11 protein-coding genes are annotated in these 14816 nt (G+C 67.3%); 4 read left to right on the forward strand and 7 right to left on the reverse strand.

The features are described from left to right. Nucleotides 1-30 precede the first annotated feature (30 nt). Complete coding sequence (locus tag AC5P9L_RS18330) at nucleotides 31-972, reverse strand: LysR family transcriptional regulator (RefSeq protein ID WP_164171006.1); 942 nt, start codon at nucleotides 970-972, stop codon at nucleotides 31-33. Nucleotides 973-1078: 106 nt separating this feature from the next. Here AC5P9L_RS18330 and AC5P9L_RS18335 point away from each other — a divergent pair, with 106 nt between their 5' ends. After that, nucleotides 1079-1822 carry an SDR family oxidoreductase gene (locus tag AC5P9L_RS18335; RefSeq protein ID WP_111118297.1) on the forward strand — a complete coding sequence of 248 codons (744 nt, stop codon included), beginning with the start codon at nucleotides 1079-1081 and terminating at the stop codon, nucleotides 1820-1822. 100 nt (nucleotides 1823-1922) lie between these two features. Here the strand turns inward: AC5P9L_RS18335 and AC5P9L_RS18340 are convergent, their stop codons facing one another. Genes AC5P9L_RS18340 through AC5P9L_RS18350 form a run of 3 tightly spaced genes read right to left on the reverse strand, consistent with a single transcriptional unit; the run spans nucleotide 1923 to nucleotide 7413 of the window. Beyond that, nucleotides 1923-5000 (reverse strand): efflux RND transporter permease subunit, encoded by a 3078-nt coding sequence (locus AC5P9L_RS18340; protein ID WP_227415381.1) that lies wholly within the window; start codon nucleotides 4998-5000, stop codon nucleotides 1923-1925. Then, nucleotides 4997-6169, reverse strand: a complete 1173-nt coding sequence (locus AC5P9L_RS18345; protein ID WP_227415380.1) for an efflux RND transporter periplasmic adaptor subunit — start codon at nucleotides 6167-6169, stop codon at nucleotides 4997-4999. The genes AC5P9L_RS18340 and AC5P9L_RS18345 overlap by 4 nt, the downstream gene beginning before the upstream one ends. Continuing rightward, nucleotides 6166-7413, reverse strand: coding sequence for a TolC family protein (locus AC5P9L_RS18350; RefSeq protein ID WP_099561433.1), 1248 nt, complete (start codon nucleotides 7411-7413; stop codon nucleotides 6166-6168). The genes AC5P9L_RS18345 and AC5P9L_RS18350 overlap by 4 nt, the downstream gene beginning before the upstream one ends. Before the next feature lie 62 nt (nucleotides 7414-7475). Between AC5P9L_RS18350 and AC5P9L_RS18355 the strand changes: the two genes are divergently transcribed. Together AC5P9L_RS18355 and AC5P9L_RS18360 are read left to right on the forward strand one after the other, a co-directional pair. Next, nucleotides 7476-8150 (forward strand): response regulator, encoded by a 675-nt coding sequence (locus AC5P9L_RS18355; protein ID WP_005409850.1) that lies wholly within the window; start codon nucleotides 7476-7478, stop codon nucleotides 8148-8150. After that, nucleotides 8143-9522, forward strand: a complete 1380-nt coding sequence (locus AC5P9L_RS18360) for a sensor histidine kinase (RefSeq protein WP_227415379.1) — start codon at nucleotides 8143-8145, stop codon at nucleotides 9520-9522. The genes AC5P9L_RS18355 and AC5P9L_RS18360 overlap by 8 nt, the downstream gene beginning before the upstream one ends. 75 nt (nucleotides 9523-9597) lie before the next feature. Here the strand turns inward: AC5P9L_RS18360 and AC5P9L_RS18365 are convergent, their stop codons facing one another. From AC5P9L_RS18365 to AC5P9L_RS18375, 3 genes are all read right to left on the reverse strand, one after another. Continuing rightward, complete coding sequence (locus AC5P9L_RS18365; protein ID WP_043033335.1) at nucleotides 9598-11949, reverse strand: GH92 family glycosyl hydrolase; 2352 nt, start codon at nucleotides 11947-11949, stop codon at nucleotides 9598-9600. Nucleotides 11950-12045: 96 nt separating this feature from the next. Further along, on the reverse strand, nucleotides 12046-12369 hold the full coding sequence (locus AC5P9L_RS18370; RefSeq protein WP_049469714.1) for a thioredoxin family protein: 324 nt from the start codon (nucleotides 12367-12369) through the stop codon (nucleotides 12046-12048). A 5-nt stretch (nucleotides 12370-12374) separates the two neighbouring features. Beyond that, nucleotides 12375-12791, reverse strand: a complete 417-nt coding sequence (locus AC5P9L_RS18375) for a host attachment family protein (RefSeq protein WP_005409854.1) — start codon at nucleotides 12789-12791, stop codon at nucleotides 12375-12377. Nucleotides 12792-13271: 480 nt separating this feature from the next. On the opposite strand from AC5P9L_RS18375, the gene proP reads away from it, so the two are divergent. Continuing rightward, nucleotides 13272-14759 (forward strand): glycine betaine/L-proline transporter ProP, encoded by a 1488-nt coding sequence (proP, locus tag AC5P9L_RS18380; protein ID WP_227415378.1) that lies wholly within the window; start codon nucleotides 13272-13274, stop codon nucleotides 14757-14759. Nucleotides 14760-14816 lie beyond the last annotated feature (57 nt).

A 14816-nucleotide genomic window follows, 5' to 3' on the forward strand; every position in this document is an offset into this window, starting at 1 on the left:
TGCTTCGGTGCTGCCGGCCAGCGGCCGGCACTACCCAGCACGCGCGCCCTTGGACGGTAGTGCCGGCCGCTGGCCGGCAACCCCGGTCTGCTCGAACACCCCGGCCACCCAGTCGATGAACACCCGCAAGCGTGGCGACGGCGTGCGGTTGCGCGGGTAGACCAGGCTCAACGGGCTTGCAGTCGGCGGCGTCTCAGGCAACAGCTCGACCAGCTGCCCGCGCGCGATATACGGGTCCATCCGGTAGCGCGGCGCCTGGATGATGCCGAGGCCCGCCAGCGCGGCCCCAAGGAATGCATCCGCGCCGGAAACACGCACCCGCGCCGGCAGCGGCACGTAGCGCACCTGTCCCGCCTGTTGGAACTCCAGGGGGATCAGCTGGCCAGTGGCGCTGGAGCGGTAGCCGATCATCTGATGGCCTTGCTCCAGCGATTCAATGGTATCGGGCAGGCCGTGCGCCTGCACATAACCCGGAGCGGCCACCGTGACCTCGCGCAGCATCGTCAACCGGCGCGCCGCCAGATCGCTGTCGGCCAGCGTCCCCACCCGCAACGCCGCATCCACGCCTTCGCGCAGCAGGTCGACATAGCGGTCGCCTTCACTGACGTCCAGCTCGATCTCCGGGTAGCGCTGCAGGAACTCCGGCAGGTGCGGAAACAGCAGGTGCCGGCCCAGCGTGCCATGTACTTCAATGCGCAGCGGCCCGCGTGGCGGGGCATCACGGAACGCAGCCTCGGCATCGTCCATGTCGGCGATCAGGCGCAGGCAACGGCCATAGAAGGCCTCGCCTTCCAGCGTCGGCACCACCAGCCGCGTGGTCCGGTGCAGCAGGCGCACCCCCAGCCGCTGTTCCAGCGCCTTGATCGCGTCGGTCACCGTGGCCCGCGGCAGGCCCAGGTCCTCGGAGGCCCGGGTGAAGCTGCGGCGCTCGACGATACGGACGAAGGCGCGCATGGCCGTGAAGCGATCCATTGTTCGGCTGTCCGGATGATGTTGACGGATTATGCAGGATTATCCGAAAGGACAATCTCGCGAAGATGGCCCTGCGCCACTTCGGCGCGCCCCGGTGGAAGCCACCATGACCCTCTCCCCCGCCCGCTCTGTCGCCCTGGTCACCGGCGGTTCCCGTGGCATCGGCGCGGCCATCTCCCGCCGCCTGGCCGCCGATGGCCACACGGTCGCGATCAACTATGCGGGCCGCCGCGACGACGCCGAAGCATTGGCGGCCGAACTCAACGCGGCCGGCGCGCAGGCCATCGCGCTGCAGGCCGATGTGGCCGACCCGCAGGCGGTGCGCCAGCTGTTCGACGCCATCGAGGCGCGCTTCGGCGGTATCGACGTAGTGGTGAACAGTGCCGGCGTGTTGCAGCTGGCACCATTGGCCGATACCGACGACGCCCTGTTCGAGAGGGTGATCGGGATCAACCTGAAAGGCGCCTTCAACGTGCTGCGCGAGAGCGCGCGACGGGTGCGCGACGGTGGCCGCCTGATCACCCTGTCCACCAGCGTGGTTGGCATCAAGCTGGAGAACTACAGCGTGTATGCCGCCAGCAAGGCGGCGGTGGAGACGATGGGCGCGATCCTCAGCAAGGAGCTGCGCGGGCGCAACATCACCGTGAATGCAGTGGCGCCCGGCCCGACCGCCACCGACCTGTTCCTGGACGGCAAGTCGCCGGAACTGATCGAGCGGCTGGCGAAGATGAACCCCTTGGAGCGGCTGGGTACGCCGGAGGACATCGCCGGTGCGGTTGCCTTCCTGGCCGGTGCCGATGGCGGATGGATCAACGGCCAGGTGCTGCGCGCCAATGGCGGGATGGTGTAGTTCGCGGCCATCGCACACCGGTAGTCGCCCACCTTGGTGGGCGCTTCGCCGTCTGCCAACCAAGGTTGGCCTCTACCGGGCGGAGAGCCGGATATCGCCGTCAGCCCGTGCGGGCCTCGCGGCGGTGATGCACCCAGTAGTACAGCGTGGGCAGTACCAGCAGGGTCAGCAGCATCGCCGACAGCAGGCCACCGATCACCACCACCGCCAGCGGCTTCTGGGTCTCGGCGCCAATGGCATGCGAGGTCGCCATCGGCAGCAGGCCGAACATCGCCAGCAGTGCGGTCATCAGCACCGTGCGCAGGCGCTGCAGCGAGCCCTGCACCACCGACTGCAGCAGGTCCATGCCCTGCTCGCGCAGCTGGGCGAAGCGGCTGAGCATCACCACCCCGTTCAAGACCGCCTGCCCGAACAACGCGATGAAGCCGATCGCCGCCGACACCGACAGTGGAATCCCAGTCAACCACAGGGCGAGAATGCCGCCGATCATCGCCAGTGGCACGTTGGCCAGGATCAGCGCGGCGCTGCTGATGTCCTTGAAGGCATCGAACAGCAACACGAAGATGATCAGCACCGACAGCGGGATCACCCAGCCCAGCCGCTTCATCGCACGTTGCTGGTTCTCGAACTCCCCGGACCATTCCAGCCGGTAGCCTTCCGGCAACTGCACGCTGGCGTCCACGCGCTTGCGCATGTCGGCCACCACGCTGCCCATGTCGCGGCCGGCGATGAAGATGCTCACCGCCTTGACCCGCTGTGCATTCTCGCGCGAGATGTTGATCGCGCCGCTGGCCATGCGGAAGTCGGCCACGTCGGACAGTGTCACCGTGTGCCCATCGCCGATGCCGACCGGCACCGTGCGCAGCCGCTGCAGGTCGCGGTCGGCGTCGTCCAGGCGCAACGTGATCGGGAACCTGCGGTCACCTTCCCACAGTTCGCCGACCTGGCGCCCGCCCAGTGCGGTCTCGATCACCTCGTCGATATCGCGCACGTTCAAGCCATAGCGCGCAGCACGGTCGCGGTCGATTTCGATCTGCAGCTGCGGCAGTGAGCCGTCACGGTCGATGAAGGCACTCTCCACGCCCTCCACGCTACGCACCTGGCCCAGGATCGCCTGCGCCTGCTGGTTCAGCACGTCCAGATCCGAGCCACTGACCTTGATCACCACCTGGCCCTTGATCTGCGAGATGCTCTCCAGGATGTTGTCGCGCACCGGCTGCGAGATCGAGAACTCCGGCCCTGGAATACGCTGCTCCAGCGTGCGCTGCAGATCACTGACCAGCTGCCGCTTGTCCACCCCCTTCGGCCATTCCTTCTCGGGCTTCAACGCCACCAGCGCCTCGATCTGGTTGGCGCCCTTGGCATCGGAGCCGTCTTCCGGGCGCCCCAGCTTGGCCACCACCGTCGATACCTGCGGGAAGGTGCCGACCAGCTCACGGATGCGCCGCGACTGCTGCTGCGCCTCGGCCAGGCTGGTGCTGGGGTCAAGCGTGGCGGTCAGCCAGATCGAGCCCTCGTCCAGCTCGGGCAGGAACTCCGAACCCAGCCGCGTGCCCAGCGCGAGCGTGCCGACCAGCAGCGCAATCGCGGTCAGTACCACCGCACGCGGGCGGGCCAGAGCGCGCTCCAGGATCGGCCGGTACCAGCCGGTCAGGCGGTCCATCAGCGGATTGCCGTCGCGCATGCGGTCGCGCCGCAACCACCAGTAGCAGAACAACGGCACCACGGTCAGCGCCAGGATCAACGCACCGATCAGGGCCGAGGTCACCGAGTACGCCATCGGCGCGAACATGCGGCCTTCCTGGCGCTGCAGGGTGAAGATCGGGATATGCGCGGCGATGATGATCAGCATCGAGAAGAACGTCGGCCGCCCCACTTCCGACGCTGCCGAAAGAATGGTTGAAAACCGTGTCTTCCGGTCGGCCCCAGGTGGCAGCTTCGACAATCGCGAGACGATGTGCTCGGTCACGATCACCGCGCCATCGATGATGATGCCGAAGTCCATCGCACCCAACGACAGCAGGTTGGCCGGTACGCCCCACAGGTGCAGGCCGAGGAAGGTCGACAGCAGCGCAAGCGGCATCATCGCCGCCACGATCAGTGCGGCGCGGGCGTTGTACAGGAACAGCCACAGCACCAGGAACACCAGCACCGCGCCTTCCAGCAGGTTGCTGAAGACGGTTTTCAGCGTGGTCGAGACCAGCCACGACCGGTCGTAGAACGGCTCGATGCTGACCCCGTGCGGCAGCTGGTTGGCTTCGATCTCGGCGATGCGCGCATGCAGGGCGCCGAGCACGTCGGACGGATTCTCGCCCTTGCGCATCAGCACCATGCCGAACACCGCATCGTCATTGCCGTCCTGGCCGACCAGGCCCTGCCGTGGCAGGCCGGTATCGGCGATGCTGGCCAGGTCGCGCACCAGGATCGGCGTGCCCCCGCGCTGCTCCACCACCACGTTGCCGATGTCGGCGGGCGAACGCATTAGGCCCACGCCGCGGATCAGGAACTGCTGCTGCCCGCGTTCCACGTAGCCGCCGCCTGCATTGGAGCTGCCCTTTTCCAGCGCCTCGGCGAACTCACCCAGGCTGATGCCGCGGTCACGCAGCTTATCCAGGTCCGGCTTGACCTGGAACGTGCGCGCGAAGCCGCCGAAGCTGATCACATCGGCCACGCCCGGCACGGTGCGCAGGCTGCGCTCCATCGTCCATTCCTGCACGGTGCGCAGCTGGGTCGGCGTCATGTGCGGGCCTTTCAGCACATAGCGGTAGATCTCACCCACCGCCGAACTCATCGCCTCCAGTTCCGGTGTCACCCCTTCCGGCAGCTCCACCCCCTGCAGGCGCTCCAGCACCTGCTGGCGCGCGAAGTAGTCATCGGCCTTGTCGTCGAAGGTCAGGATGATCATCGACAGGCCGAACTGGGTATGCGAGAACACCCGCACCGAATGCGGAATGCCGGACAAGGCCACTTCCAGCGGCATCGTCACTTCGCGTTCCACCTCTTCGGCGGCGCGGCCCGGGTGCAGCGACACCACCGTCACCTGGGTATCGGACACATCCGGGAAGGCCTCCACCGGCAGCACGCGGAATGCGGCGATACCGCCGCCGATGAACAACAGCAGTGCCAGCATCACCATCAGCGGCTGGCGCAGGCAATAGGCAATCAGGCGATCGATCATGGCGCGGCGTGCCCCGTGCCGGTGCTGACGGTTGCCGGCGCGCTGTCGACCAGCTGCTGCAACAGCAGGCCGCCCTCGACCACCACCCTGCTGCCAACCGCCAGGCCGTCACGCACCCACAGGCGGCCATCGCCCAGTTCCTCGGCATGCACGGCGTGGCGCACGAAGCGGCCCTTGCCCTCCTCCACGAACACCACCTGCTTGCCGTCGATCAGCAGCACGGCCGCATCGGGCAGCGAGACACCGCCCTCGGCCGGCAACGCCACCTGGGCGCGCACGTACTGCCCCGCCTTGAAGCCGCGTGCGCGGTTGTCCAGCTCGGCGCGCGCCTGCACCACGCGCCGTTCGCTGTCGACGAAGTCATCCACGTGCTGCAGGGTCGCCTGCAGCAGTTGGCCATCGGCACCAGGTACGCTCACCTGCATGCCCGCCTTCATGCGTCCGGCCAGGCTCTCGGGAACATCCAGCAGCAACCACAGGCGGTCCGGATCGCCAATCACCGCCAATGGCTGTTCGCTGTCCGGGCTGACCGACATGCCCGGGCTCATCCGCCGCTCCACCAGCACGCCATCAATGGGCGCGCGCAGCGGCAGGCGCTGGTCGACGCGCTGGCCGTTGCCATATGCTTTGGCGAAGGCGGTTGCACGCGCATGATCGGCCTGGCTGCCGGCGAAGTTGGCCTCGGCCTCGTCCAGTTCGCGGCCCGACGCCACACCCGCCGCATGCAGCTCGCGGGTGCGCTCCAGCTCCCTGCGCGCCTGCTGCAGCCCGGCGCGGCCACGCACGCCCTCCGCCTGGGCCTGGCCGAACTCGGGCGAGGTGATCCAGGCAATCACTTGGCCGGCCTTCACTTTCTGGCCCGGCTGCGCCTCGATGCGCGCCACCTGCCCCGGCAACGGCGTGCGCAGTGCACTGGAACGGGTCTCGTCCCAGACCACCCGGCCCGGCAGCTGCAGGCTGGCGCTGGCGCCGGCGGTCACCGCCTCGCTGCGCAGCACGTCCAGCTGGCGGCTGCCGGCAGGAAACTGGATCTGGCCGGCACTGATCTGCGGCGCATCCTCGGTGTAGGACGCCGGCTCACGGCCGCAGCCGACCAGCAGGGCCAGCGCCAGCAAGGCCGGCAGCACGCCGTGTCGCGCCCGCGGGCGATGGGCGACGGGGGACTTCATCGGGACTCTCCTTCAGCAACGGATGTGGCCGCTTCCCAGCGCGCCAGGGCAATGGCATGGTCGGCGCGCGCCTCGATCAGCGCGGCCTCGAAGTCGCGCCAACTGCGGCGCGCATCCAGCAGATCGGTCAGGCTGGCGGCGCCGCGCCGGTACGCCAGTTCGATGCCCTGCACCGCCTTGCGTGCGGCGTCGGACTGCAGTCCCTCATAGTCGCTGCGGCGCTGTGCGGCGGACTGCGCGCTGGCCTGCAGCTGGTCCAGTTCGGCGCGTGCTTCGCGCTGCAGTACCTGCAGCTCCAGCGCGGCGCTGTCACGGTCGGCCTCGGCACGCTGGATCGCGCCGCGTGCACGTGACGGGCCGCCGAGCGGAATGGTCAATGACACACCCCAGGTGACGCCGCTGATGTCGGTCGGCTCGCGCTCGGCCTCCACACCCAGCTGGATGTCGCGATGGCGCTCACTGCGCGCCAGTGCCACACCGGCGTCGGCCGCGGCCAGGCGCGAACGTGCCGCGCGCAGATCGGCACGCTGCTGCGGGTCGAACGCACGCGTATCGACCCTGCCCGCGGGGTCTGGCCACGGATCATCGGCGCTGAGGTCGTGGCTGTCGTCGCGGCCGAGCAGCAGCCCCAGCGCATGCCGTGCATCGCGCAGATCCAGGGCCGCCTCGCGCGCCGCGTCGGCTACGGCGAGATCGTCCACCGCCAGCCGCGCGCGATCCACCGGTGCCATCGCCCCTGTCGCGACCTGCCTGTCCGCCGCCGCCATCTGCTCGGCCGAACTCTGGCGGTTGGCCTCGGCAATCTGCGCCCGCTCCTGCGCGCCCTTCAGGCCGAAATAGGTTTCATGCAGCGCCACTTGCTGGCGGCGCCGGGTATCGAGCATCTCCAGCCCGGCCACTTCCAGCAGCGCGTCGGCCTGGCGGATGCGCAGTGCGCGCTTGCCACCACGTTCCCAGGTCCAGCCCAGGCCCACGGTGCTGTCCACCCGCTTGTCCTGCCAGCGCCCAGGGCCGATACCATGCTTGGGGCTGATCTTGCTGGTGCCGATCGACAGCTCGGTGGCCGGGCGCAATGCCGCCGTCTGCGCATCGCCTTGCACACCGCGCAGCTCCAGTGCCGCTGCGCGCAGGTCAGGGTTGTGTGCTTCCATTGCGCGCTGCGCTTCCTGCAGGGACAGCGCCGAAGCCGCAGGCGCGCACAGAAGCGTGGCCAGTACGGCCGCAAGACGAGAGGAGAAATTCATGCACGTCACGGTAAGGTGATGCACTTGCGCCAACCTTGCCCCAACCTTGCACGAAGCTTGCAATGCGAATCCTGCTGATCGAAGACGACGCCGCTCTGGCCGATGGACTGATCCGCGCCCTGCAGGGTGCCGGTCATCTGTGCGACCACCTCTCGCGTGGACTGCACGCGCCGGCGGCATTGGCCAGCGCACCGTATGACGTGATGGTGCTGGACCTTTCATTGCCCGACGTCGATGGCCTGGACCTGCTCTCGCGCCTGCGCAACGACGGCGCCACCCTGCCGGTGCTGATCCTGACCGCACGCGATGGTGTGGAGGACCGCATCCTCGGCCTCGACCGCGGTGGCGACGATTACCTGGCCAAGCCGTTCGCACTCGGTGAGCTGGAAGCCCGCCTGCGTGCACTGTCGCGCCGCCGCAGCGATGCACCGGCGCAGAAGCGATTGGGCCGGTTGTGCTTCGACAGCATCCGCAATGAAGTGCAGGTTGAAGGCCAGCGCATCGAGTTGACCGCGCGCGAGCTGTCGCTGGTCGAGGCACTGATGCAGCATCCCGGTCGCACCGTCACCAAGCAGCGCTTGTTCGATGCGCTGTACAGCTGGGACCACGAGGCCAACCTGTCGGTGATCGAGGTGCATGTCAGCCGCCTGCGCCGCAAACTGGAACAGGCGCGCGCCGGCGTCGGCATCCGCATGCTGCGTGGGCTTGGATACCGGCTGGAGGCCGCGGGTGACTGAGCGCGTGCACAGCCTGCGTGGGCTGCTGCTCAGGCGCCTTTGGCTGCCGCTGCTGGTACTGCTGCTGTGCAGCGCAGTGGGTTCATTTGCGCTGGCCCGGTTCTATGCCGGCCAGGTCTACGACCGCTGGCTGCTGGATTCGGCGATGTCGTTGTCCGAACTGGTGACGGTGCAGGATGGTCGCGCTTCGATCGAGATCACCCCGGCGGTCTCGCGCATGTTCAGCTGGGACACCGCCGACGAAGTGCATGGCGAGGTGGTCGATGCCGAGGGTGGGCGTCTGTATGGCGACCTGCCCGAAGCCCTGCCCCGCCCGGCGACGTCCGCCAACAGTGACGACGCGGTCTACTACGATGCGCGGCTGCGTGGTCAGGCTGTGCGCATGGTCGAGGTGGTGGTCAGCGCCGGACCGGGCCATGACATCCGGCTGCGCGTGGCTGAGACGCTTCGCAAACGCCACCGGCTGGAGCGCAAGCTGCTGCTGACCAGCGTTCCCTTCCAGGCCGCGATCCTGGCACTGGCGGCGTGGCTGGCCTGGTCCGGTACAGGCGCTGCCGCTCGCCATGCCAACCTGGTTGCGCGGAAGCTGGCCAGCCCGCGGCCGGATCCGTTGGCACCGTTGGACCCCGCGCAGGAGGCACCGCGCGAACTGTGGCCGGCGGTGGAGGCCTACAACGCGCTGCTGCAGCGTCTGGACGCGATGCAGGATGCGCAGCGGCGCTTTGTCAGCAATGCCGCGCACCAGCTGCGCACACCGCTGGCAGCGATGCAGGTGGAGCTGGAGAGTTCATTGCGCCAGCACGACCCGCAGGCCCAGCAGCTGGCGCTGTCCGGCACGCTGGCCGGGCTGGCCCGCTTGCAGCATCTGGTCAACCAGCTGCTGATGCTCAGCCGCTCGGAAGATCCGCATGGCAGTGCACTGCCACTGCAACCGGTCGACCTGGCTGCGTTGGCACGCGGGGTGGTGGAGCGCTACGCCGACCGTGCGTTGGCGGCGGGCGTTGACCTGGGCTACGAGGGGCCAGACGACGGCGTGCAGGTACAGGGCGATCCGCAGCTGCTGCGCGAAGCGTTGGGCAACCTGCTGGACAACGCGCTGCGCTACGGTGCCGTGCCCGGCGTAATCACCCTCGGCGTTCGGCAGGAGACCGAAGGCGTACAGGCATGGGTTGACGATGACGGCGCCGGTATTGCCGAAGCCGAACGCACGCGCGTCACGGAACGCTTCTACCGGGCCAGCAGCGAAGGCGATGGCTGCGGGCTGGGGTTGGCGATCGTCGCCGAGATCGCGCAGCGGCATGGTGCGATGTTGAAGATCGAAACGGCGCCGCTCGGTGGCGCGCGGGTGGGGGTGCGGTTCCGTTCGCGTTGACCTCCCGCGTGCCAACCAAGGTTGGCACCTACCAGGTGCGGGGCAATGACGGCGGCAATGCGGCGCCGCCCCGCATCACCGGCTCATCGAGTACGGTGCCTGCGCGCCCTGCGCCGGCCAGTCCTTGTTCGGCTCGGCCTGCATGCTGAAGCGCAGCTCGCCACCGGCCAGGATCTCGTCGTGGCGCAGGAAGGTGCGCTGCAGCGGCTTGCCGTTGAGGCTCACGTTGCCCACATAGGTGTGCTTGTCATCCAGGCCATCGGCCACGATGGTGAACGTCTTGCCGTTGGGCAGGCGCATCGCGGTCTTCGGCAGGAACGGGCGGCCGAGGATGTACTCGCCCGAGCCCGGTGCCACCGGGTAGAAGCCCAGCGCGGTGAACACATACCACGCCGACATCTGGCCGACGTCATCGTTGCCGGCCAGGCCATCCGGACGGTCGGCGTACTGGGTGTCCATGATCTGCTTCAGGCGCGCCTGGGTGCGCCACGGCTGGCCAGCGTACGAGTACAGGTAGGCCACATGGTGGCTGGGTTCGTTGCCATGTGCATACCAGCCGATCAGCCCGGTGATGTCTTCCATGTGCTCGAAGATGGACGGATCCACCTTGGCGTTGAACACCTCGTCCAGGCGCGCGAGCAGCTTGTCGCTGCCACCGTGCGCTGCCGCCAGGCCGGCCACGTCCTGCGGCACATACCAGGAATACTGCCAGGCGTTGCCCTCGGTGTAGTCGGTACCGTAGCCACTGGCGCTGGGGTCGAACGGGGTGCGGAAACTGCCGTCGCGCTTGCGTGCGCGCATGAAGCCGGTGTCCTTGTCGAACGCATTGCGCCAGTTGGCCGCGCGCTTGTCGAAGGTCGCCGCGATATCGCCCTTGCCCATCGCCTGCGCCATGCGTGCGATGGTCCAGTCATCGAAGGCGTATTCCAGCGTCTTGCTGGCCGCTTCACCTTCCTCGTCGATCGGTACGTAGCCCAGCTCGCGGTACTGTGCGATACCGTCATAGGGGCCGTAATTGGCGGTCTCGACCATCGCCTTCAGCGCCTTGTCGGCGTCGAAGCCACGAATGCCCTTCACATAGGCGTCGGCGATCACCGGCACGGCGTGATAGCCGATCATGCACCAGTCTTCCAGGCCATGGAACGACCACACCGGCAGCATGCCGTAGGGGCTGTGCTCATGGTGGGCCAGCATCGAATTGACGAAGTCGCTGTTGCGCTTCTCCGGCTGCACCAGGGTCAGCAACGGATGCAACGCACGGTAGGTATCCCACAGCGAGAACGTCGAATAGTTCGTGAAACCATCGGCCTTGTGCACGGCATTGTCCGAACCGCGATACTGGCCATCGGCATCCATGAACAGCGTCGGCCCCAACAGTGTGTGGTACAGCGCGGTATAGGCGCTGCGGCGAGCGTGCTCGGGTGCATCGATATCAAGCACCGACAGCGCCTGCGTCCATTCCTGTTTCGCCTGCGCACGCACGCGGTCGAAATCGAAGTCGGCCACTTCCGCGTCGAGGTTGGCAATGGCGCCGGCCTCGCTGACCGGCGAGATGGCAACCTTGACCACCAGCGGTGCGTCCAGCTTGCCGAATGCGAAGGTACCGACCAGCTGACGGCCCTCGATCTGTGCGCGCTGGGACGGATCCTTCTCGCCCGGCGGCGGGAAGCCCTTGTAGACGATGTCCTGCTCGGTGTTGTGCAGCTCATGCCCGGCCAGCGGGCGCGAGAAGCGCATCGCGAAATACAGCTGGCGGCCCGGCGCCCAGCCCCGCGTCTCGCGGAAGCCGGTCACCGTGCCGTCGGCACGCACCCGCACCCGCGACCACAACACCTTGCCCGGGTAGTCGTACATGCTGGTGCGCATGTCCAGCAGCACCTTGGCGTCGGTGCCCTTGGGGAACGCATAGCGATGCACGCCCACGCGGGTACTGGTGGTCAGCTCGGCACGCACCTTGTAATCGTCCAACGTGACCGCGTAGTAGCCCGGCTCCGCTTTCTCGTCATCATGTCGGAAGCGCGAAGCATAGCCGCTGCGCGGCTTCTCGGGATCGCCACGCTCCAGGCCGGGACTGCCGGTGAACGGCATCAGCAGGATGTCGCCCAGATCGGAATGGCCAGTGCCGGAAAAATGGGTGTGCGAGAAGCCGACGATGCTGCTGTCGTCGTAGCGGTAGCCGGCCGCCCAACCGTAGGCCTTCTCGCGCGGCTGGATACGCGTATCCGGGCTGAGCTGGACCATGCCGAACGGTACCGTCGCACCCGGATAGGTGTGACCTTCGCCACCGGTGCCGATGAACGGGTCCACCGATGCATAGGCCTTGTCGGCGGCGGTTCTGGCAGGCGCGGCCGAAGCCAGGCCGGAAGCGAGCATCGCCGTGGCGGCGACAGCGATCAGGAGACGACGGTCCAGCGTGGGCATCGGCATTTGGATCGATTCAGGTGATAGCCGGATGCTAGCACCGGGCCTGTCACGCCGCATGCTGCAGTGCGACTGCCCCGCGTGCCGCGCCCGGGTCACTCCTCAATCGGGAAGCGCGCCCTGCAACGACATGAGGTCCGCGCTGTCCAGCGGCCTCACTACCCGCGCGACCTCTTCTCCATCGTGCAGCAGCACCACCGTCGGCCACAGCTTCACTTTGAACGCTCGGCCCAGAGGCCTGCCCTTGCCATCCTCGATCTTCCAGTGCGGCAGATCGTTCGCTTCGACAAAGGCCTGTAACGCGGGCTGCGCGGCCTGGCAGTGGCCACACCAGGGCGCGCCAAACTCGAGAAGCAACCAGCCGACCTGCGCCTCCACATCCAAGCGGTCGGGCTCCGCCGACAGGTGATCGCGCATGAATGGCATCCGCGCTACGCCGCCAGCGCCTTCTGGATATCCGCCAACGGCGCGTTGGTCAGGTCCTTGGCGATGTCGCCCAGCAGGCGGGCCTGGGTTTCCTTGTGCAGCAGCGGACGGATGCGTCCCAGCGTGGTCGGATCAGCGATCAACACCAGGTGTGCATAGCGGTTCTTCAACGCATCCTCATTGAGCTGTTCCGCCACCTGCTTGGCGAACGTCGCCTCGTTGAGCTGGGATACCGACATGTCCTTCGGCACTGCACCCGCAGGCCCCTGCCCGGATACACCCTGCTCGCTGATGTCCTGCAGGCGCAGTTCGCCTTCCTGCTTCAAGGCCAGCTGGTGATCGCTGCCGACATTGGTGAATACACGGGCCGAACCGCCATCGGCGACAACCACAAGCGTACCTTCGGGAATGCGACGGGTCATGCGATGCTCCTTCTCTGTTGCGTTCGCCCACAACGTAGAGGGCGGCATGTGAGCAGCACGACCAGATTCCGTTCAACGCACGTCATCATTGCTTTGCAGATGAACAGGCATCATGGAACACAGCGTGCAGACAACTGCGCTTCGCTGCACGCTCACGCGCGTGCCGTTATGATGAACGGATGATCGACACGACCCACTACGTGACGGGCGCACCTGTTACGTGGAAAGCACTGCCGACCGGCGCTCCGCTTGCCACGCATGTTCCTGCTCCGCCCATCCATCGCCTCGCGCTGGATCCTGGCGGATGACGCCCGCAAGCACTTCGCCTGCATCCCCCGCACCGCTGTGATTCCCGGCCGCTGACCGCGCGGCCGTCGTGGTCCCGTTGCCGTGCTTCCGCCGACACGGCGGTGCCTCGCCGTGCGCGTGCATCCACGCATGCGGCCGTTTTCTCCATTTCAAACCTCCCAGGGAGCCCCCATGCAGGACACCCCCGATGCACATGCCCATTTCGGCTGGTTCAAACGCCGCCGCCATCTGAAGGTCGATGAGATCACCGTCGTCGACACGCCCATGCTCAAGCGCGCCGTCGGTGCCGCCGCACTCGGCAATGCCATGGAGTGGTTCGACTTCGGTGTCTACGGCTATCTGGCCGTCACCATCGGCCAGGTGTTCTTCCCGTCCAGCAACCCCACCGCACAGGTGATCGCCGCCTTCGCCACCTTTACCGTGGCGTTCCTGGTGCGTCCGCTCGGCGGCCTTGTGTTCGGCCCGCTGGGGGATCGCTACGGCCGCCAGAAAGTGCTGGCGTTCACCATGATCCTGATGGCGCTGGGCACGTTTGCCATCGGCCTGATTCCGTCCTACGAGCGCATCGGCATCTGGGCGCCGGTGCTGTTGCTGCTGGCGCGCGTGGTGCAGGGCTTCTCCACCGGTGGCGAGTACGGCGGTGCGGCCACCTTCATCGCCGAGTATTCCACCGACCGCAACCGTGGGTTGATGGGCAGCTGGCTGGAGTTCGGCACGCTGGGCGGCTACATCGCAGGCGCCGGTACCGTCACTGCGCTGCACATGCTGCTGAGCAGCGAGCAGATGCTGGACTGGGGCTGGCGCATTCCATTCCTGGTGGCCGGCCCGTTGGGCCTGCTCGGCCTGTACATGCGCATGAAGCTGGAGGAAACCCCGGCGTTCCGCGCGTTCGCCGAAGAAGCCGAGAAGCGCGAGCACGACCGGCCGGGGCTGGGCGCACTGTTCCAGGTGCATGGTCGCCAACTGCTGGTGTGCATGGGCCTGGTGCTGGTGTTCAACGTCACCGACTACATGCTGCTGACCTACATGCCCAGCTACCTCAGCGTCACCATGGGCTATGCCGAGAGCAAGGGCCTGCTGCTGATCATCATCGTGATGCTGGTGATGATGCCGTTGAACATCGTCGGCGGGTTGTTCAGTGACAGGCTGGGCCGCCGACCGATGATCATTGGTGCCTGCATCGCGCTGCTGGTGCTGGCGATTCCGTGCCTGCTGCTGGTCGGCAGCGGCAACGACGGGCTGATCTTCCTTGGCCTGATGCTGCTGGGCCTGGCACTGGTCTGCTTCACCAGTTCGATGCCGTCCACGCTGCCGGCGCTGTTCTATACGCCGGTGCGCTACAGCGCGCTGTCGATCGCATTCAACGTGTCGGTGTCGCTGTTCGGTGGCACCACGCCACTGGTGAGCGCGTGGCTGGTGGAACGTACCGGCGACCCGCTGGTGCCGGCCTATTACCTGATGGGCGCGGCGGTGATCGGGCTGGTGACCATGCTGTTCGTGAAGGAGACCGCCGGCCTGCCGCTGCGTGGCTCACCGCCGGCAGTGGGCAGCGACAGGGAAGCCGCTGCGTTGTTGAAGAGCGATGTGCCGGTAACGGTGGACCCGACCTTGCCACCACTGCCGGAGGCTGCGGAGCCTGAGCAGGTGAAGCCGGCCTGAGGCCGGCCGCAGAACGCGGTCCCCGCTTGGCGTGGACCTACGGGGCCAGTGGCGCCG

The organism is Stenotrophomonas sp. YJH_SMC_64, from assembly GCF_059371375.1.